Source organism: Clostridia bacterium (genome assembly GCA_012840125.1).
Classification (GTDB): Bacteria; Bacillota; DULZ01; order DULZ01; family DULZ01; genus DULZ01.
The window spans coordinates 15,783-35,190 of sequence record DULZ01000105.1 but is presented as its reverse complement, the minus strand read 5'-3'; the positions used below and the strand labels follow the sequence as shown (position 1 = coordinate 35,190).

Annotated in this window: 18 protein-coding genes and 1 other annotated feature; of the genes, 2 read left to right on the top strand and 16 right to left on the bottom strand. The window is 55.7% G+C overall.

The window, feature by feature from the left end; all coding sequences use genetic code 11:
- Window positions 1-164 precede the first annotated feature (164 nt).
- From GXX34_12445 to ilvE, 11 genes are all read right to left on the bottom strand, one after another.
- Window positions 165-2,099: a hypothetical protein gene (locus tag GXX34_12445; GenBank protein HHW08317.1), complete on the bottom strand. Its 1,935-nt coding sequence runs from the start codon at window positions 2,097-2,099 to the stop codon at window positions 165-167.
- Window positions 2,100-2,241: 142 nt separating this feature from the next.
- Window positions 2,242-3,831: a citramalate synthase gene (locus GXX34_12440; GenBank protein HHW08316.1), complete on the bottom strand. Its 1,590-nt coding sequence runs from the start codon at window positions 3,829-3,831 to the stop codon at window positions 2,242-2,244.
- On the bottom strand, window positions 3,828-4,907 hold the full coding sequence (gene leuB, locus GXX34_12435; GenBank protein HHW08315.1) for a 3-isopropylmalate dehydrogenase: 1,080 nt from the start codon (window positions 4,905-4,907) through the stop codon (window positions 3,828-3,830). The genes GXX34_12440 and leuB overlap by 4 nt, the downstream gene beginning before the upstream one ends.
- Window positions 4,900-5,400: a 3-isopropylmalate dehydratase small subunit gene (gene leuD, locus GXX34_12430; GenBank protein ID HHW08314.1), complete on the bottom strand. Its 501-nt coding sequence runs from the start codon at window positions 5,398-5,400 to the stop codon at window positions 4,900-4,902. The genes leuB and leuD overlap by 8 nt, the downstream gene beginning before the upstream one ends.
- A gap of 1 nt (window position 5,401) precedes the next feature.
- Window positions 5,402-6,664 carry a 3-isopropylmalate dehydratase large subunit gene (gene leuC, locus GXX34_12425; protein ID HHW08313.1) on the bottom strand — a complete coding sequence of 421 codons (1,263 nt, stop codon included), beginning with the start codon at window positions 6,662-6,664 and terminating at the stop codon, window positions 5,402-5,404.
- Complete coding sequence (locus GXX34_12420; GenBank protein ID HHW08312.1) at window positions 6,630-8,210, bottom strand: 2-isopropylmalate synthase; 1,581 nt, start codon at window positions 8,208-8,210, stop codon at window positions 6,630-6,632. Before GXX34_12420 ends, leuC begins: the two co-directional genes overlap by 35 nt.
- Before the next feature lie 7 nt (window positions 8,211-8,217).
- A complete protein-coding gene (gene ilvB, locus GXX34_12415; protein HHW08311.1) occupies window positions 8,218-9,906 on the bottom strand; it encodes a biosynthetic-type acetolactate synthase large subunit in 1,689 nt (562 codons plus the stop codon).
- A gap of 22 nt (window positions 9,907-9,928) precedes the next feature.
- A complete protein-coding gene (ilvN, locus tag GXX34_12410) occupies window positions 9,929-10,423 on the bottom strand; it encodes an acetolactate synthase small subunit (protein HHW08310.1) in 495 nt (164 codons plus the stop codon).
- A 4-nt stretch (window positions 10,424-10,427) separates the two neighbouring features.
- A complete protein-coding gene (gene ilvB, locus GXX34_12405; protein HHW08309.1) occupies window positions 10,428-12,113 on the bottom strand; it encodes a biosynthetic-type acetolactate synthase large subunit in 1,686 nt (561 codons plus the stop codon).
- Window positions 12,106-13,767: a dihydroxy-acid dehydratase gene (ilvD, locus tag GXX34_12400; protein HHW08308.1), complete on the bottom strand. Its 1,662-nt coding sequence runs from the start codon at window positions 13,765-13,767 to the stop codon at window positions 12,106-12,108. The genes ilvB (GXX34_12405) and ilvD overlap by 8 nt, the downstream gene beginning before the upstream one ends.
- A 5-nt stretch (window positions 13,768-13,772) precedes the next feature.
- A complete protein-coding gene (gene ilvE, locus GXX34_12395) occupies window positions 13,773-14,660 on the bottom strand; it encodes a branched-chain-amino-acid transaminase (GenBank protein HHW08307.1) in 888 nt (295 codons plus the stop codon).
- 80 nt (window positions 14,661-14,740) lie between these two features.
- Window positions 14,741-14,978, bottom strand: a binding site (T-box leader).
- A 189-nt stretch (window positions 14,979-15,167) separates the two neighbouring features.
- On the opposite strand from ilvE, the gene GXX34_12390 reads away from it, so the two are divergent.
- Window positions 15,168-15,461, top strand: a complete 294-nt coding sequence (locus tag GXX34_12390; GenBank protein ID HHW08306.1) for a hypothetical protein — start codon at window positions 15,168-15,170, stop codon at window positions 15,459-15,461.
- Window positions 15,462-15,664: 203 nt separating this feature from the next.
- Here the strand turns inward: GXX34_12390 and GXX34_12385 are convergent, their stop codons facing one another.
- The 3 genes from GXX34_12385 to GXX34_12375 all read right to left on the bottom strand — a co-directional run bounded on the left by GXX34_12385 (window position 15,665) and on the right by GXX34_12375 (window position 17,435).
- Window positions 15,665-15,883, bottom strand: coding sequence for a zinc ribbon domain-containing protein (locus GXX34_12385; protein ID HHW08305.1), 219 nt, complete (start codon window positions 15,881-15,883; stop codon window positions 15,665-15,667).
- Window positions 15,884-15,901: 18 nt separating this feature from the next.
- Window positions 15,902-17,035 carry an HD-GYP domain-containing protein gene (locus tag GXX34_12380; GenBank protein HHW08304.1) on the bottom strand — a complete coding sequence of 378 codons (1,134 nt, stop codon included), beginning with the start codon at window positions 17,033-17,035 and terminating at the stop codon, window positions 15,902-15,904.
- A 124-nt stretch (window positions 17,036-17,159) separates the two neighbouring features.
- Window positions 17,160-17,435 carry a 4Fe-4S binding protein gene (locus tag GXX34_12375; protein HHW08303.1) on the bottom strand — a complete coding sequence of 92 codons (276 nt, stop codon included), beginning with the start codon at window positions 17,433-17,435 and terminating at the stop codon, window positions 17,160-17,162.
- 223 nt (window positions 17,436-17,658) lie between these two features.
- On the opposite strand from GXX34_12375, the gene sfsA reads away from it, so the two are divergent.
- On the top strand, window positions 17,659-18,339 hold the full coding sequence (gene sfsA / locus GXX34_12370) for a DNA/RNA nuclease SfsA (GenBank protein ID HHW08302.1): 681 nt from the start codon (window positions 17,659-17,661) through the stop codon (window positions 18,337-18,339).
- Window positions 18,340-18,413: 74 nt separating this feature from the next.
- On the opposite strand, the gene GXX34_12365 is transcribed toward sfsA, so the two are convergent.
- Complete coding sequence (locus tag GXX34_12365; protein HHW08301.1) at window positions 18,414-18,902, bottom strand: hypothetical protein; 489 nt, start codon at window positions 18,900-18,902, stop codon at window positions 18,414-18,416.
- Window positions 18,903-18,991: 89 nt separating this feature from the next.
- Window positions 18,992-19,306: a multidrug efflux SMR transporter gene (locus GXX34_12360; GenBank protein ID HHW08300.1), complete on the bottom strand. Its 315-nt coding sequence runs from the start codon at window positions 19,304-19,306 to the stop codon at window positions 18,992-18,994.
- Between the last annotated feature and the right edge of the window lie 102 nt (window positions 19,307-19,408).

Sequence of the window (19,408 nt, the reverse complement as noted above, 5' to 3'; positions counted from 1 at the left end):
CGCCGGAACCCAGTAATAACGTTTCAGGGCGAAAAAGTTTTTAAGTATTTATATATTCTACAATAAGCTCAAAATTCCTGTCAATTTGACGGCTTCCCGCCAGACTATCAAATAAAAAGTGACAAAAAAGCTTCCAAGCCGGTCCTTGGAAGCATCAACTGGTATTAACCGCCAATGGTGCGCCGCCGTTCCACTAACCCGGTTAAGAACATGGCAATCCTGATGGGCCAGGAAGAAATCTGGCGCTTCATCTGCCGGCGTTCTTCGTGGAGCCGCGCCAGGTTCTTCTGGAGTTCCTTGTTGGCATACTGCAGGCTGTCCATTTGGTGGGTCTTCTCCGCCAGTTCCCGCTTGAGGCGTTCCACTTCCTGGTGAGCGTCCTCCATCAGCTGGTTCAGGGTGCTTTGGAGCTGCATGGCCCGGTTTTCCAGCTGTTCCAGTTTCACTTTCAGCTTGTTTTTCTCCGCCCTTAAAGCCACCAGCTGGCTCCCCTGGTGCTCCACGTGCTCCAGTAATTCTTTCTGCCGGGCCTCCAGCAGGCTACACTCGTTTTTCAGGCGGCTGTTTTCCAACGCCAGGTGCTCATTGGCCGCCGACAGTTCTTCAATTTTCGCCTGGAACAGGGCCTCTTCCTGGCGGTGGTGATCCTGCAGGTATGCCAGTTCTTCTTCCAAAGTGGTCTTGGCCTCCAGCAAGGCCTGGTAGTCTTCCGTGGCGGTGGCGATTTGCCGCCGGAACTCTTCTCTTTCCTTTTGCCACTGGTGGTAAGCTTGCCGCATGGGCACGTTGCAGGACCAGATCCCATGCTTGTCCCGCTCGTAATAGGGGTATTGGTCCAGCAACTCCGACAACTCTTCCTCCGGCGCACCCTGGATCAGCATCACCAGGGTGGACAGGGTGGGCATGTCCAACCCATCCGGGTAAAGCTGCAGTATTTCCGTCACCACTTCTTCCAAAGAAGGGGCGGCGACGGCGCATTCCTTTTTCAATTTCACCAGTTTCTTGACCCGCAGGCCTTCGGCGAAGACTTCCGCTTCTCGTTCGCCGCTGGCTTTTAACTTGATATACCCGGGATCGTCGTCCCGGCTCACTTCCACTTTGCTGCCCGGTTCCAGGCCGTATTCTTCAAACCAGGGCCGCAGTCCCGCCAGGCAGCGCTGTTCTTTAAGAAACCAAACGCCCAATTCCCCGTTGCCGGTTTTTACCTTTAAATAGGCAATCTGGTCAATGGGTTCAAACAGCTCCGCCAGCCGCTTGCTCAGCCGGAGGACGCCTTTCTCCAAGTCCCAGGAGGAAACGATATACTCCCGCTTGGAAGCATCGGCTTCTTCGATAATCAGCATCAGTTCCGCTTCCTGCAGGGCGCTGATTTCCGCTTGCCGGATAAAGGAAAACTCGTCCGGTGCCGTGATGTCGGCAATTAAGGCATCGATTTTGCTCTTTAAGTACCAGAGTCCCGGGGCCACTTCCAGGAAACGCTGGTCCTTGTGTAATGCCTGCTCCAGGTTCGTGTCGGTGACGCCGATGCCGAAGACCTCCCTGGCGATCCGCTCTGAATCTAACGGGTACTCGCACCGCTGCAGCAGGCGCACCACTTGCTGCAAGTCCTGCAGGGAGACTTCCAGGGAGACTTGCCAGTAAGTAAGGCCCCATTTGCCGTTTTTCAACCGGATGAAACGACCGTCATAAGCAAAATCCTGTTCCCGGACGGGTATCTCCCCATACCCGTTTTCCTCGGCCAGTGCCCTCAATTCGCGAAAAGTCACCGGATACCCGAGGGTCATCAAGTATTGATAAAAGGGATCGTTGCCGGGGCTGCCGGTCTTGTCCATCTGCCACCGGTTGTTTTTGAAATAAAAGGAAACGTTGTTGCCCAGGCAGCGCTTAAGATCCCGCTCCAGTTTGTCCGGGTCCACCAAGGGCAGTTTTTCCCGGACACGCCGGTACAACTCTTCATAGGTTAACGGCTCGTGATAAAGGGCCTGTTTGACGTGATCCAAGATATTGGCCAACCGGCCGCTCACCCTGACCACACTGGCCGGTACGACGGATTTGCTTTTCGCCTTTTTTGCCTTGCTTTTTCCCTTGTTCTTGCTCATCCCATCACTCCGTTCGGGTGGATTTTCCATTTGTTACCAGTTTATTGGCTAAAAGGCGAAAAAACTCCTTCGGGAAATACTGCTATTTTTGTCTACTTTCAAGAAAAAAAAAATCAAAAGCTGTCGCCTGACAGCTTTTGACTCAAGCATCGTTGGCCGCCAACTTCTGGCCGGCGTTTCTTTTCATGAGGAAATAGTTGAAACTGTCCAGCAGCGCTTCCCAGCTGGCTTCGATAATGTCGGTGGAGACGCCGACGGTGCTCCAGGCGCCCGTGACATCGCGGGATTCGATGAGAACCCGCACCTTGGCGGCGGTGGCATCTTTTTCGTCCAGCACCCGGACCTTGTAGTCGCTTAAATGCATCTCGGCGATGGCCGGGAAAAACTCCTCCAATCCTTTGCGGAGGGCGTTATCCAAGGCGTTCACGGGACCGTTGCCTTCGGCGGCGGTATGCACCATCCGGTCCCCTACCCGAACCTTCACCATAGCCTCGGAAATGGTTTTGCCCTCGGCCACCTTTTCCGACAGGATCTTGAAGGAATCCACCTGGAAGTAAGGGCTGTACTCGCCGGTAGCCTTTTTGACCAGTAACTCCAGGGAAGCCTCAGCCCCTTCAAATTGATAGCCCTGGAATTCCATTTCCTTAATGCTCTGGATTAACTCCTTGGTAAAGGCTTTGTCGGAAAAATCAACCCCGAATTGCTCCGCCTTGCCGACTAGATTTGAAGCACCGGAGAGCTCCGAGACCAAGATGCGGCGGGTGTTGCCCACTGCTTCCGGGGGCATGTGCTCATAGGTTTCCGGGTGCTTCAGCACTGCGCTCACGTGAATGCCGCCCTTATGGGCGAAAGCGCTCTGGCCCACAAAAGGCTGGTTATTGTGCTGCACTAAATTGGCGATTTCACTGACATAGCGGGAGCACTCAGTCAGGTGCCGGATATGGCCTTTCGGCAAGCACTGGTAACCCAGTTTTAACTCCAAATTGGGGATCACGCTGCACAGGTTGGCGTTGCCGCACCTTTCGCCCATCCCGTTGATGGTTCCCTGCACCTGGGTCACCCCGGCTTGAATGGCCATAAGGGTGTTGGCGACCGCCAGTTCCCCGTCGTTATGGCAGTGGATGCCCAGGGGATGTTGAAAACGCCGGGCCACCTCTTCCACCGCCCGGAAAACTTCCTCGGGCAGGCTCCCTCCGTTGGTGTCGCAGAGAACCAGCCAGTCGGCCCCGGCGTTAAAGGCGGCCTCCAGGACCCGCAAAGCGTAATCGGGATTTCTCTTATACCCGTCAAAGAAATGCTCCGCATCAAAGATGACTTCCATCCCCCGGCTTTTCAGGAACCGGACGGAATCCTCGATCATGCGCAGGTTTTCCGCCAGGGTGGTACCCAGGGCCTCCAGCACATGCAGGTCCCAGCTCTTGCCGAAGATGGCCGCCGCCGGCACGCCGGCATTGATCAGGGCCTGTAAATTGGCGTCCTCTTCCGCTTTGATGCCAGGGCGCCGGGTGCTGCCGAAAGCCGTAACTTTGGCATGCTGCAGCTTCAACTCGCCCACCCGCCGGAAGTACTCTAAATCCTTGGGGTTGGAACCGGGCCAACCCCCTTCGATGTAGTCCACGCCCAGATGGTCCAAGCGCGCGGTGATTTTCAACTTGTCTTCAACGGTTAAGGAGACCCCCTCTCCTTGGGAGCCGTCCCTGAGTGTCGTGTCGTAGACCCAGATCTTGTTCATAGCTTCTCCCCACTTAGATACTGGCAGACCAGATCTCCCATGGTGCTGGTGTTTACTAGTGTACAACCCGGTTCCATAATGTCCGGTGTCCGGTAACCGGCCTCCAACACGCTGCCGATGGCCCTTTTGATGCGCTCCAGAGCTTCCGGCAGGTTGAAGCTGTACTGGAGCATTAAACCGGCGGACAGGATGGTGGCCAGCGGGTTGGCTTTGCCCTGCCCGGCGATATCAGGAGCGGAACCGTGGGCCGGTTCATACAGGGCCACTTGGCCGCCGATGCTGGCGGAGGCCAGCATGCCGATGGAGCCGGTCAGCATGGAGGCTTCATCGGTGAGAATATCGCCAAACATGTTTTCCGTAACGATCACGTCAAACTGGGTAGGTTTTCTGATGAGCTGCATGGCGCAGTTATCTACATACATATGCTCTAATTCCACATCAGGATACTCCTGGGCCAGTCTCGCGGCGGTTTCCCGCCATAGACGGGAGCTCTCCAGGACATTCGCTTTATCCACGGAGGTCAGCTTCTTCCGCCTCTGCCTGGCGGTTTCAAAGCCCAGCCTCAAGATCCTTTCGATTTCTTCCGTGGTATAGACCAGCGCATCCAGGGCCATTTCGCCGCTTTCATGTTTTTCCCGTTTTTTCTCCCCGAAGTAAATACCACCGGTCAATTCCCGGATCACCACCAGGTCAGTGCCTGCCACCACTTCCGGTTTCAGGGAGGAGGCATTCACCAGGGCCGGGAACAGGAAAGCGGGACGGATATTGGCGTACAAGCCCAGTTTCTTGCGCAGGGGCAGGAGGGCGGCGACTTCCGGTCGTTTCTCCACGGGCAGGTTATCCCACTTGGGACCGCCCACGGCGCCCAGCAGCACGGCGTCGCTGGACCGGCACAGCTGCACCGTTTCCTCCGGCAGGGGCACACCGGTGGCGTCGATGGCGGCGCCGCCGATGAGCCCTTCTTCATATTCCAATTCTAAACCGTAAATACCGGCAACCACATTGAGCACCTTTTGCGCCTCAGGGACGATTTCCTTGCCAATGCCGTCCCCGGGCAATACGGCGATTCTAGCCACGGACCTTCACCCTCTCTTTCACGTAAGCCATCAATCCCCCGGCCTCAATCAGCTGCTGCATGAACTCCGGGAAGGGCTTTGCCTGGTATTCCTGCCCGGTGGTCAAGTTTTTGATCACGCCAGTATCAGCATTGACTTCCACTTGATGCCCTTCCTCGATGCCGTCCACCGCTTCCGGGCATTCAAAAATGGGCAGGCCGATGTTGATGGCATTGCGGTAAAAGATCCGGGCAAAAGATTTGGCCACCACACAGGAGACGCCGGCGTACTTGATGGCAATAGGGGCATGTTCCCGGGAACTGCCGCAGCCGAAGTTCTTCCCGGCCACAATAATGTCACCGGGGGACATTTTATTGACAAACTCCGGATCCGCGTCTTCCATGCAGTGTTTCGCCAGTTCCTCCGGCACGGCGGTGTTCATGTGCCGCGCCGGGATAATGGCATCGGTATCGATATCATTGCCGAATTTAAATGCTTTGCCTTGAAACAGCATCTTACGCTACCTCCTCGGGCCCGGCAATCCTGCCTAGAATGGCGCTGGCAGCCGCCACCGCCGGGCTGGCTAGATATACTTCACTTTCAGGGTGGCCCATGCGGCCGACAAAATTGCGGTTGGTGGTGGAGACGGCTCTTTCCCCTTTCGCCAGGATGCCCATGTGGCCGCCCAGGCACGGGCCGCAAGTTGGGGTGCTGAAAGCGCCGCCGGCCTCCACGATGGCCTCCACCAGCCCTTCCCGCACGGCCTGCAGGTAAATGGCCTGTGTCCCGGGGATCACGATCAGGCGCACATCCGGGTGGACTTTCTTACCTTTCAAAATGGAGGCGGCCACTCTGAGGTCCTCAATGCGGCCGTTGGTGCAAGAACCGATCACCACCTGGTCGATCTTGACCTCGCCTACCGCGCTGATGGGCCGGGTGTTTTCCGGCAAATGGGGGAAAGCCACTTGGGGCTCGATCTTGCTCACATCAATCTCGATCACCTGGGCATACTTGGCATCAGGGTCGCTGTGGTAGACCTGATAGGGCCGCTTGGCCCGCTTTTCCACGTAAGCCAGGGTGATTTCGTCCGGCTCGAAGATGCCGTTTTTCGCCCCGGCTTCAATGGCCATGTTGGCCATGGTGAGCCGGTTATCCATGGAGAGTTCCTTGATAGTTTCGCCGGTAAACTCCATGGCCATGTACCTGGCCCCGTCGACGCCGATCAAACCGATGGTGTAGAGAATCAGGTCTTTGCCGCTGACATAAGGTCTCAGCTTGCCGTAGTAGATGAACTTGATGGTCTCAGGTACCTTAAACCAGGCTTCCCCGGTGGCCATACCGGCGGCCATGTCGGTGCTGCCCACCCCGGTGGCAAAAGCCCCCAGGGCGCCGTAGGTGCAGGTGTGGGAATCGGCACCGATGACTACGTCGCCCGGCAGGACCAGCCCTTGTTCCGGGAGCAGGCAGTGCTCAATGCCCATCCGGCCTACTTCAAAATAATTGGTCAAACCCTGCTTCTTGGCGAATTCCCGCACGGTTTTCGCCAGCTCAGCGGACTTGATGTCCTTGTTGGGAGTGAAATGGTCCGGCACCAGCACTACTTTATCCGGATCAAACACCTTCTCGATGCCGAGTTTTTCAAATTCCTTGATGGCTACCGGTGCGGTAATGTCATTTCCCAGCACCAGGTCCAGCCGGGCGTTGATCAGTTCCCCCGGCTCCACAAATTCCTTGCCGGCGTGCTCAGCAAGTATTTTTTCCGTGATGGTCATTCCCATTGGCTTCACTCTCCTTGCCGCTATGCATAATTTCTTCACCTAGTTCAAAAACCGCTTTATTCAGGGCGTTGATATAAGCCTTGGCGCTGGCTTCAATGACATCCACGCTCAAGCCGCGGCCGATAAACACTTTGTCCCGCACCGCCAGGCGCACCACCACTTCCCCGATGGCATCCTTGCCGCCGGTGACGGCATTTAAAGCGTAATGCTTCAGGCATACGGGGATGCCGGTAATCTTGTCAATGGCTTTAAACACCGCATCGATGGGCCCATCTCCACAGGCGGCTTCTTCCACCAGCCGGTCATCGAAACGGATCCCCACGGTGGCGGTGGGCAGCACCCGGTTGCCGCTGGAAATGTGCATGTGCTCCAAGTGGAATTTTTCCGGCACAATCCGGATCTGGTCTTCCACAATGGCTTCCAGATCCCGGTCGGTGATTTCTTTCTTCCGGTCCGCCAGGTCCTTAAACCGGGCAAATGCTTTTTCCAGGGCCTCTTCACTGAGCTTGTAGCCCAGTTCCGCCAGCCTTTCCCGGAAAGCATGCCGGCCGGAATGCTTGCCTAAGACGATGTTGTTCACCGTCATACCGATGGTGGCCGGGTTCATGATTTCATAGGTAGTCCTTTCTTTCAGGACCCCGTCCTGGTGAATGCCGGACTCGTGGACAAAGACGTTTTTCCCCACGATGGGTTTATTGGCATGGACAGCCATGCCCGTCATGGAACTGACCAGCCGGCTGGTGCGGTAGATTTCTTCCGTATTGATCCCCGTGGTTAAGCCGTACTGGTCCTTGCGGGTGACCAGGGCCATAATCACTTCCTCCAGGGACACGTTGCCGGCCCGTTCCCCAATGCCGTTGATGGTTCCTTCCACCTGCCGGGCCCCGTTTTTCAAAGCCGCCAGGGTATTGGCCACCGCCAGGCCCAAATCATTGTGACAGTGGACGCTGATAATGGCTTGATCGATATTGGGTACCCGGTTGGTGATGTTGGCGATAAAACTGCCGAATTCTTCGGGAGTGGCATAGCCCACGGTATCGGGGATGTTGACCACTTTCGCCCCCGCCTTGATGGCGGTTTCCACTACCCGGCAGATGAAGTCCCGGTCCGTCCGGGAGGCATCTTCCGGGGAAAACTCCACGTTGCTTGTATACCGCCTGGCGTAGGTAACGGCCCTGGTGATAGCCTCCAGGACTTCTTCCCTGGTCATTTTCAATTTGTATTTCAAATGAATATCGGAGCTGGCGATAAAAGTATGAATGCGAGGATTCTCCGCTTCCTGCAGGGCTTCCCAGGCCACATCGATGTCTTTTTCGGAAGCCCTGGCCAGGGCGCAGATAGCTGGGCCTTTAATGGACCCGGCAATGGCCCTGACCGCCTCATAATCCCCTTTGGAGGTGATGGGAAAACCCGCTTCAATCACGTCCACCCCCAGCCGGGCCAGCTGGGCGGCAATTTCCAGTTTTTCATGAATATTGAGGCTGACGCCCGGCGTTTGTTCCCCGTCTCTTAAGGTTGTATCGAAAATGTATACTCGATCCTTCATCCTGACTCTATTCCTCCCTGGGAAACTGGATCATTTCATCCAACCCCTTGTCGTTTGGTACGATGGGATAGACCCATTCATTATCGCTGATCACGCATTCAATCAAGGTCAGCTTGTCGTTTTGCAGGGCTTCTTTAAGCACCGGTTCCACATCCCCGGGGGACGTGATCCGGTAGCCGCAAGCGTTGTCATAAGCGCTGACCAGCTTCACAAAATCCGGGTTGCCGTGGAACTCCACCCCGGCGTAGCGGCCTCCGACAAAGAAGTGCTGCAGCTGCTTCACCATGCCCAAATAGCTGTTATTGAACAGGAGGATTTTGATGGGAAGCCGGTTTTCCGTCGCCGTGCCTAATTCGGCCATGTGCATTTGAAAACTCCCGTCACCGGTCACGGCCACCACCTTGGCCTTGGGATTGGCAATCTGCGCTCCCACGGCGGCGGGGAACCCGTAGCCCATGGTGCCTAATCCACCGGTGGTCAAGAAGGTATTGGGCCGTAGAAACTTGCAGTACTGGGCCGCCCACATTTGATGCTGCCCCACATCAGAGGTAACGATGGCTTCTTCCTCTCTCAGCATCTCACCAAGTTTTTCCAATACGTATTGCGGCTTAAGCCCCTCCTGGGGATTGCCGTAGTATAACGGGTGTTCTTTTTTCAGCCGGTGGATTTCCTCCACCCACTCCGGGCATTCCTTTTTGCTGAGCAAGCCCAGCAGGTCCTCCAGTACGAGGCGAATGTCGCCCACGATGGGAAGATCTGTTACCACGTTTTTCCCGATCTCGGCCGGGTCCACATCCACGTGCACGATTTTGGCTTGGGGAGCAAATTTCTGCACCGCCAGGGTCACCCGGTCGTCAAACCGCACTCCCAGCCCGATTAACAGGTCACACTGCTGCACGGCCAAGTTGGCATAGGGAGTACCGTGCATGCCCAGCATCCCCAATGACAGGGGATGATTTTCCGGGAAAGCCCCGATCCCCTGCAGGGTGGTGGTGACAGGAGCGCTGATGAGCTCAGCCAATTTCAGCAGTTCCTCATGAGCGCCTGACCGCAGCACGCCCCCGCCCGCATAGATGAGCGGCCTTTGGGCATCCTTGATCAACTGGGCCAGGTTGCGCACCTGAGCGGGGTGGCCGCGGTAGGTGGGCTTGTAGCCACGCAGTTCCACTCGCGTTACCGGCGCGTATTCCTCCAACAGGCCGCCGGACACATCCCTGGGAATGTCAATTAAGACCGGGCCGGGCCGGCCGGTACTGGCGATGTGAAACGCCTCCCGCACAACCCGCGGTAAGTCCTCGGCTCTTTGCACTAAATAGTTATGCTTGGTAATCGGCATGGTAATGCCGAAGATATCAACTTCCTGGAAAGCGTCGGTTCCCACCATGCTGGTGGCCACCTGGCCGGTGATGGCGATAATGGGAATGGAGTCCATGTAGGCGGTGGCTATGCCGGTCACCAAATTGGTAGCCCCGGGTCCGGAAGTAGCCAGGCACACCCCCGGACGACCGGTCACCCGGGCATAACCGCTGGCCGCGTGGACGGCGGCCTGTTCCTGCCGCACCAGCACGTGTCGAATGGAAGATTCCCGCAGGGCATCGTAGATGGAAAGGACAGCTCCCCCCGGATAGCCGAAAACTATTTCGACTCCTTCCGCTTCCAGGCTCTTAATCAATGCCTTGGCACCTGTGATACTCAAACCTAACCCTCCTTTTCGGGAATCAACTGCCGTTCTTGTGTTTTGATCCGCGCGCCAGAGCAATTCTTCCGGTCCGTACCAGTTCCCGCACCCCGAAAGGCCTGAGGGCACTTTCGATGGCGTTAATCTTGCCTGCGTCGCCGGTACATTCAATGATCAAGCTGTTACGCCCGATATCCACGATCCTCGCCCGGAAAATATCCACGATCTGCATGATCTCGGCCCGGGTGGTCGGGTCTGCATGCACTTTGATCAGGATTAATTCCCGGTCCACATATTCCTCGTTGGTCATGTCAGTCAGCTTGATGACATCCACCAGCTTGTTCAGCTGTTTCGTCACCTGCTCAATGACCCGCTCGTCGCCGTCAACCACGATGGTCATTCTGGACACCGCCGGATCCTCCGTACGCCCGACGGCTAAGCTGTCGATGTTGTATCCCCGGCGGGCAAATAATCCGGCGATCCTGGTCAGGACCCCGGGCTTATTTTCCACCAAGACTGACAGGGTATGCTTCATGCCATTACCTCCCTAACATGTTGTGAATGGCACTTCCGGCGGGTACCATGGGTAACACGTTTTCTTCCCGCTCTACAATGCAGTCAATGACATAGGTCCGCTTCGATTTGAGGGCCTCTTCCAAGGCAGGGCGCACATCCTCCGGCCGCTCCACCCGCAGGCCCACGGCCCCGTAGGCTTCCGCCAGTTTGACAAAATCGGGACCGAAGGTAATATCCACATGAGAGTAGCGGCGGTCCAGGAACATCTCCTGCCACTGGCGTACCATGCCTAAATAGCCGTTATTTAGAATCACGACGTTGATGGGCAGCTCATTTTGGACGGCGGTAGCCAGTTCCTGCACGTTCATCTGGAAGCTGCCGTCCCCGGAGATATTCACCACCACCGCATCCGGGTGGGCGATTTGCACGCCGACGGCCGCCGGCAAGCCGTAGCCCATGGTGCCTAAACCTCCGGAGGAGATAAAGCTCCTGGGCCTGGTGGCCCGGTAGTACTGGGCCGCCCACATCTGGTTTTGCCCTACTTCGGTGGTAATGAAAGCTTCACCGTTAGTCAACTCGTTGATCTGCTGTATAATATACTGCGGTTTCAACCCTTTATTCTCATACCGGAGGGGGTATTGTTGTTTCCATGCGGCAATTTTTTCATGCCAAGGGGTAAAGTCCTTGAAGGTGAATTTTTCTAACAGCGGCAGCATGATTTTCAAAACATTCTTAATATCCCCGATTACGGGATAATGGGCACGGATGTTCTTGTTGATTTCCGCCGGGTCAATATCCACATGGACGATGGTCGCCCGCGGGCAGAATTCATCCAGTTTTCCCGTGACCCGGTCGCTAAACCTAACTCCCAGCCCTAGCAAGAAGTCACATTCGGTAAAGGCATAGTTAGTATGGGCCAAGCCGTGCATGCCAACCATCCCGAGGCACAAGGGATGATTGTCCGGAAAAGCCCCTTTGCCCATCAGGCTGTACGCCACGGGGATGTTGGTCTTTTCCGCCAAAGCCATGAGCTCCCCGGCGGCACCGGATTTAATCACGCCGCCGCCGGCGAAGATGACCGGCTTTTCCGCCTCGGCCAGTTCTCCCAAAATGGTCGCCAGCTTTTCTTCCAAGTGATTTTCCGTCAACTGGTAGCCCGGTAATTCCAGCTCCCGCGGCGGGTACTCATCAAAGGGCACCAGCGCCGCCTGGACATCCTTGGGGATATCGATTAACACCGGTCCGGGGCGCCCGGAAGTAGCTACATAAAAAGCCTCGTGAATCACATAGGCTAATTCGTTGGGATCCTTCACCAGGTAGTTGTATTTCGTGATCGGCAAGGTAATGCCGGTAATGTCGGCTTCCTGGAAAGAGTCCCGGCCCAGGAGACTGAGCGCCACCTGGCCCGTCACCGCCACCAGGGGCACCGAGTCCATATAGGCGGTAGCGATGCCGGTAACCAGGTTCGTCGCCCCGGGGCCCGAGGTGGCAAAGACCACCCCGGGTTTACCGGTGGAACGGGCATAACCGTCGGCGGCATGCACCGCCCCTTGTTCATGCCGCACCAGGACATGCCGGATGGACGGTGTATTAAACAAAGCATCATAGATTGGTAGGACAGCTCCGCCGGGGTAACCGAAAATGGTGTCCACCCCTTCCCTCTGCAGAGCTTCCAACAGGATTTGCGCTCCTGTTAACTTCTTAGCCATCTACAATCGCCCCCGTACTCGCGGAAGTCACCGTATTGGCATATCTGGCCATGTAGCCCCTCTTAATCCGAGGCGCAGGCGCTTGCCAATTGGCCCGCCTGGCTGCCAGTTCCGCTTCGTCAAGTAACACCTGGAGAGAATGGTTAGGAATATCAATTTTGATCCGGTCCCCGTCTTGGAGCAACCCAATGGGACCTCCCAAAGCGGCCTCCGGCGAGACATGGCCGATGGCTGCGCCCCGGCTGGCGCCGGAGAAACGACCGTCGGTAATGAGAGCCACTTTATCATCCAATCCCATGCCGCACAAAGCGGAAGTGGGGGTCAGCATTTCCCGCATGCCGGGACCGCCTTTCGGCCCTTCATACCGGATCACGACTACATCGCCGGGCTGGATTTTCTTACCCAGAATGGCGGCAACGGCTTCCTCTTCGGCATCAAAGACCCGGGCGGGTCCTTCATGGACCAGCATGGCCGGAGCCACGGCAGCCTTTTTCACAATGGCTCCGTCAGGGGCGAGATTGCCCCACAGCACCGCCAAGCCGCCGTCGCGGCTGTAGGGATCCTCTACGGACCGGATAACGGACCGGTCCAACACGGCCACATCTTTCAAATTCTCCCGGATGGTTTGGCCGGTAACCGTCATTAAACTGTCGTCCAAAAGGCCGTGATCCGCCAATTCCTTCATGACGGCTGGCACACCGCCGGCCCGGTCCAAGTCGTCCATGGTCGCTTCCCCGGCGGGGGACAGTTTGCACAAGTGCGGCGTCTTTTGACTGATTTCATTGATGAGACTTAAATCCAGCTTCATGCCGATTTCCCGGGCAATGGCAGGCAAGTGCAGGGCCGTATTGGTGGAACAGCCCATGGCCATATCCACGGCCAAAGCATTCCCAAAAGCTTCCGGCTTCATAATATCTAAAGGCCTGATATCCCGGGCCAACAGTTCCATCACTTTCATGCCGGCTACTTTAGCCAGCCGGAGCCTGGCGGAATAAACCGCCGGCACGGTGCCGTTGCCCGGCAGACCCATGCCCAGCACTTCCGTCAAACAGTTCATGGAATTGGCGGTAAACATGCCGGCACAGGAGCCGCAGGTGGGACAGGCGGCATCTTCTATTTCCTGGAGTTCCTCCATGGTCATGGTGCCGGCCGCCACCCGGCCCACGGCTTCAAACATGCTGTTTAAGGTTAATTTCTGCCCCCGGTGTTCGCCGGGCAGCATGGGACCGCCGCTGACAAAGACGGCAGGCAGGTTCAGCCTGGCGGCAGCCATCAACATGCCGGGTACGTTCTTATCGCAGTTGGGAATAAACACCAGGGCGTCAAAGGCATGGGCTTTGGCCATGATTTCAATCGTATCGGCGATCAGTTCCCGGGAAGCCAGGGAATACCGCATCCCCTCGTGGTTCATGGCAATCCCGTCGCACACGGCGATGGTGGGAAACTCCAAAGGAGTACCCCCGGCCATCCTCACTCCCGCCTTCACCGCGTCACTGATTTGCCGCAGGTGCATGTGCCCGGGGACCACCTCATTAAAGGAATTCACAATGCCGACCAGGGGCCGGCGGATTTCCGCGTCAGTTAAGCCTAGGGCTTTTAACAAAGAACGGTGGGGTGCCTTTTCCAGGCCCTCCTTCATGGTTTTGCTTGGCACGTTTCTCACTCCTCATCGGGGTAAATTTTCGGTCCGTTGATCTTCGTCAGTTCCCGGTAAGCCTCCAGCAGTCTGGCAAAGACCGGTCCCGGTTTGCCGTCGCCTATGACCCGGCTGTCTACTTTCACCACCGGAATCAGTTCCGCCGCCGTGCCGGTCAGGAAGACCTCGTCGGCATTGTACACTTCATTGCGGGTAAAGACCGCTTCCTCCACCTCAATTCCCATTTCCCGGGCCAGTTCCATGACCGTATCCCTGGTAATGCCTTTCAACAGTCCCAGGTAGGGCGGCGGGGTGATGAGCTTGCCGTTTTTCACCAGGAAAATGTTGTCCCCGGTGGCCTCCACCACGAAGCCTTCCTGATTGAGCATTAAGGCTTCCGCTACCCCGGCTTGGGCCGCCTCGATCTTGGCGTAAATGTTATTCAAGTAGTTCAAGGATTTCACTTGGGGATTGCAGGCCTCCGGAATATTGCGCCGGGTGGCCACCGTCACGATTTCCAAGCCGTTTTGGTACATCTCTTCCGGATACAGTTTGATGCTGGCGGCAATGCAGAAAATGCTGGCCTTCGGGCAGTTCCTGGGATCTAAACCTAAATCCCCCTTGCCCCGGGTTACCACCAGGCGAATGTACCCATCCCTAAGGTTATTGCGGCGCAGGGTTTCCAGCACAACCTCCTGCATTTCCTCCAGGGATAGCCATATGTTCAGGTTAATGGTGCGGGCAGATTCATAGAGCCGGACCAGGTGCTCCCGGAGCTTGAAAACGCGGCCGTGATAAGCCCGGATCCCTTCGAATACGCCGTCCCCGTACAGTACCCCGTGGTCAAAAACCGATAACTTCGCTTCCTCTTCGGGAACGTATTTGCCGTCCAGGTAAATGATTAAACTCATGCATGGCCCCTCCTTAATTATTTATTGCACATTTATTACAGGACGAAGAATAAAAAAACCCCTCGTCCCTGGCAATCACTACCAGGGACGAGAGGCACTGGTTCCCGCGGTACCACCCTGTTTGCTGCATGAAACAGCCAACTCGTTGTCGCGAAATAACGGTCGCGCACACCGTCTTTGATTACTGGGCACCCTGTGCCGTTCACCAAAGCAGCTACGAGGAGAGATTCCAACTAAAGCCCGGTACCGGCTCCCACCTGCCCCGGCTCTCTGTGACCTGAGACATTTAATTGGCATGGCCCCCGTCATTGCTTTTTCGAATTGCATTTTTATACGCTTCGGCAAATGATTTTGAATAATAGTATAGTTGCTTACAGATTCCCTGTCAATAGTTACTTACAGAAAAGATCTATTCCCCGGGTTCCTGCCTGCATTTACCTTTTTTGTCCCTCATAACGGCTTAAGCTTAGGATCATAATAAGCAAAAAGTGTCTTGGAGGGATCCATGTGTCCATTATTTCCATCATCAAGCAAGGACTTGACGCCACGGAAGAACTGGCAACCCTGCCTTTTGCGTTGACCCGGGAACTGACCGGCGACCGGAATAATCCTTCCGGCAAGATGCTGCGACAGATCAGCCAAATCGGCCAAACAGCCGTCTCGATGCCCCTTAGGTTTGCCAAGAACTTGCTTGACGACCAGGAAGGAAACAGGGACCGGCGCCAATGGCAAGACCGGGACCGCTTAGACCAGTGGTCCCAAGAGCATACGGACCAATTCGAACAACTGGGCCGCAGCTAAAAAAACGAGGCCTCTAAGGTATTCCTTAGGGGCCTCTCAACTTGTTGACAGACTCCTTCGCTGGCCTTTGCCGTCAATCGCCGTGTGCAGGGAGCCCTATTGGGGGATGAGTTCCCTCGCTCCCCAGCCCTGCGATTATGTCTACAGTCTGGAAGACCTCCAAGATATTCCTTGCCGTGAACAATACCCCGGAGGCCCCTGCACTAACAGCCGGAACAACCGGCGCAGCTGCCGCCGGAGCAACCGGAAGAGCCACCGGATCCGTTACTACTACCGGACTTGGCATAGAGAAATCCGGTCATGCGCTGGGTGACATCGCCGCTCCCACATTCCGGGCACTTGACGTTCTTGCGGCCGCTGATGGACGTAAAAACGGAGAATTTATGGTTGCAGCTGTTGCAGGTAAAATCATAAGTAGGCATCTTTTTTCACCTCAACTATTATTTTAACACATGGCTGTCTAATCGAGGCAAGTTACGGGCTGTTTTTTCTACTTCCTCCCGCGGCACGACTCGCGTGATCAAGCGATCCAGCACACGGGTCAAATCCACATCCTCCGGCTGGCGCAGCTGCTCCCGTTCCGGCGCCGGGCCAAAGCACAGGCGTACCAGGGGGCGGGTGGCAAAGCCCGGTTTTGTCTCCACGACCACCCCGATTTCCCTGGTATTCAGTTCCACCCAGGTCCCTGTGGGGTAAGCCGCCACATTGCGTAAGAAAGCATTTACCACGTGATAATCAAACTGGCTTCCTCCTGAAGCAGCCAGGTACTCATAGGCTTCATGGGGTGGATAAGCTTTTCGATACACCCGGTCGGCAGTGAGGGCGTCAAAGACGTCAGCCACGCTGCAAATGCGGGAAAACAAGTGGATATCGTTGCCGCTGATCCGATTGGGATAACCGGCGCCGTCAAATCTTTCATGGTGCTCTAAGGCTATGTGGGCGGTGAGCAGGCTCACTTCGTGCCGCAGCAGCTCATAACCGAAGGTGGTATGCTGCTTCATGACGGCAAACTCTTCATCCGTCAATTTGCCCGGTTTATTCATGATACTGGGCGGGATCTTCAGTTTGCCTATGTCGTGCATTAACGCACCCATGCCCAGATGCATCAACTGGGTCCGGGAGAAGCCCAGGCCGATGCCGGCGACCAGGGACAGCACGCAGACGTTGACGGAATGGCCAAAGGTGTAGTCGTCCATGGCGCGGATATCCTGCAGGTTCACCATCAGATTTCTCTGGCTCAGCAAATCCTCAATGATGTGGTTGACGGTTTCCTCTAATTTCCGGGTGGATATCAGGCAGCGCCCGGACCCGTTTTGGCGGCTGCTCACGAAGAAATCCCGCACCGTTTTCACGGCTTCAATCCGGGTGGCTTCATCGATGACGTCTTCAGCGGCCAAATCCAAAGCCAGGGCATCTTCCACATAAACGGACGCGATCCCAAAACGGCGCAGGTGATTGATATAACTCTGCTTTAATACAACCCCCTGATTAATCAAAACATGGCCGTCGCTGGTAAAAACTGCTCTGGCGATTTTCATGCCCGGCTGCAGGGCATCAACAGGAATTCGATACACTTTTTACACCACCGGTACAGCAATTATAGCCACAGTTATTATTATACGTTAAGTATAGCACAAACAAAAAACCACAGCATAGCTGTGGTCCCAGTTTTTCGACAAATTTCGCAGGTTGTCTCAACTACACAGCCGCCTCGTTAGGAATCCGGAGCACGGCTCCTACCGGGCAAGCATTGTAGCAGCGCGCACACCTGGTGCAGTTCTCTTCGTTAATCGCAAAGACCAAGTTGTCATAGACGTAAATGCCACCGTCACGGCACTCCAACTCACAAGTGGCACAAGTCATGCACTTCTCCGGATCAATTCGATAAGTCCACTTATAAACCCTGGCCAACGCAGTCGCCCTCCCGTGGTTATAATTAGACGGAAAAATCTGTGAATAGTATATCAAATTCATAACATACCGTCAATAACAATCTGATCAACAAATCATATTGTCCGGTTCACGCGCCGGGTGCTCCCTTACCCAGGGTCCAAGCCCGGCAGGCGGGACGCCTTCGAAATGCGCCGGCCCACCGCCCCTTCCCCCGGACACCTTGGTCCTTCTCCTCCCCAGTTCATGCTAAAATAGTGTTATCACTACTGTGCACGGCCCTGCCCGGGGCCTGGAAAGGAGAACCATGCAATACAACAACATTAAACCGGCCAAGTTTTTGTCCCGCAGCAATCGCTTCCTGTGCCACATTGAGATCGACGGCAGGGTGGAAGCCTGCCATGTCAAAAACACGGGCCGGCTGAAGGAACTCTTAATCCCCGGCGCCGGGGTATTTGTCCGGGAGACGGATAATCCCAACCGGAAAACCAAATACGATCTCATCGGCGTCTACAAAGGAGACCGGCTGGTCAATATCGACAGCCAGGTTCCCAACCCGGTGTTTCAGGAATGGGTGGAAAACAGCGGCTTTTTCCCCGGCCTGTCCCTGATTAAACCGGAGTACCGGTACAAGCAGTCCCGGTTTGATTTTTACCTGGAGACGAAAAATGGGAAAGTCTTGGTGGAAGTCAAGGGGGTCACTTTGGAAATTGATAATGCAGCCATGTTCCCTGATGCTCCCACGGAGCGGGGTGTCAAGCACATCATGGAGCTGGCGGGCAGTATCAATGACGGCTACGAACCATGGATAATCTTTATCGTGCAGATGAAAAACGTTGATTATTTTACTCCCAATGCCGCAACACACCCGGAATTTGCCCGGGCACTGAAAGAAGCGGCTGCCAAAGGGGTGAAGGTGCTGGCCCTGGACTGCATTGTGACTCCTGATTCCATCCGGGCTGCTGATTTCATCCCGGTGCGCTTGTAGAATGGTTTGTAACCGGCTGTCCCGGAAAATACTTCAGCCTCCCCCACCATGGGAGGGAGGCTGTCCGGCACCCTCTACAAGTGCTTGATAATCTCCTGCTGCAGCTCTTCTTCATATTCACCGGGTATCGCTTGTTTCTTGCCCTTGGCAGAGCCGTGCGGCGTTCCCATTCTTCCCTTCATGGCCACCGCCAAGATCCCTACACCGGCGATGATGCCCACCACCGGCAACACCCAGGCGGACAGGAAAAACCCTGATTTCGGCGGCGCTGCCAGGATCCGCTCGCCATAAACACCGGTCCAGTAAGCGATGATCTCTTCTTTGGTCGCCCCGCTTTTCACCTGCTCCAAAATGCCCTCCCGCATTTCCACGGTGATAGGGGCGGGACATTCCACCAGGGATTTGCCGCAAAAGTCGGGGGCCACAAAAGCTTTCATCATTTCGTTATATAGTGACTGCTGCTCCGCTGTCAGTTCATCGTTTTGGGCCAACACTCCCACAGGAGCCATGAGAAGCCAAGCCAGAATCAGAACCAGTGCCAACCGTCCACTCTTTGCTTTCAAACCAATTGCTCCTTTCCCAGCATGATTAGGCGTAACAATACTCAATTCAAATTATAGGCTGGGGGGTCCAAACTGTCAATTCACCAGTCCTAGCTAAACAGTTTCAACCCCACCGCTCCTGCAATAATACAAGCCAGGAAGAGCAAGCGCTTCCAACCGGCCGCTTCATGGAAGAAAACAATGCCCGTACCAACGGCTCCGGCGGCGCCCAGCCCGGTCCAAACGGCATAGGCGGTACTGATGGGTATGTCCTGCATGGCCCGGGCCAGGAACACAAAACCCGTGCCGAAGGTGACAACTACCAGGAGCAAACGACCCAGGGTTTTTTGCCGCAAGTACAGGTTAATACACATGACCCCAAAAACTTCCCCTAGACTGGCCAGCACCAGCGCCACCCAAGCCATTCCCTCCCCCTCCCCTGCATCCGTCATTGGCAGCCTCCAATATGATCTTAGCATATTTGTTCCAAACTGCACAAGTAGCGGCAACCCCACCCCGGGGGCTTC

Coding starts and splice junctions, on each gene's coding strand:
- ilvE (HHW08307.1), bottom strand. CDS start 14,660: ATGAGTTTAATCATTTACCTGGACGGCAAATACGTTCCCGAAGAGGAA.
- ilvB (HHW08309.1), bottom strand. CDS start 12,113: ATGGCTAAGAAGTTAACAGGAGCGCAAATCCTGTTGGAAGCTCTGCAG.
- GXX34_12360 (HHW08300.1), bottom strand. CDS start 19,306: ATGGCTTGGGTGGCGCTGGTGCTGGCCAGTCTAGGGGAAGTTTTTGGG.
- leuC (HHW08313.1), bottom strand. CDS start 6,664: ATGGGAATGACCATCACGGAAAAAATACTTGCTGAGCACGCCGGCAAG.
- leuD (HHW08314.1), bottom strand. CDS start 5,400: ATGCTGTTTCAAGGCAAAGCATTTAAATTCGGCAATGATATCGATACC.
- GXX34_12440 (HHW08316.1), bottom strand. CDS start 3,831: ATGAACAAGATCTGGGTCTACGACACGACACTCAGGGACGGCTCCCAA.
- GXX34_12385 (HHW08305.1), bottom strand. CDS start 15,883: ATGCCTACTTATGATTTTACCTGCAACAGCTGCAACCATAAATTCTCC.
- GXX34_12420 (HHW08312.1), bottom strand. CDS start 8,210: ATGAAGGATCGAGTATACATTTTCGATACAACCTTAAGAGACGGGGAA.
- GXX34_12445 (HHW08317.1), bottom strand. CDS start 2,099: ATGAGCAAGAACAAGGGAAAAAGCAAGGCAAAAAAGGCGAAAAGCAAA.
- ilvN (HHW08310.1), bottom strand. CDS start 10,423: ATGAAGCATACCCTGTCAGTCTTGGTGGAAAATAAGCCCGGGGTCCTG.
- GXX34_12375 (HHW08303.1), bottom strand. CDS start 17,435: ATGAATTTGATATACTATTCACAGATTTTTCCGTCTAATTATAACCAC.
- sfsA (HHW08302.1), top strand. CDS start 17,659: ATGCAATACAACAACATTAAACCGGCCAAGTTTTTGTCCCGCAGCAAT.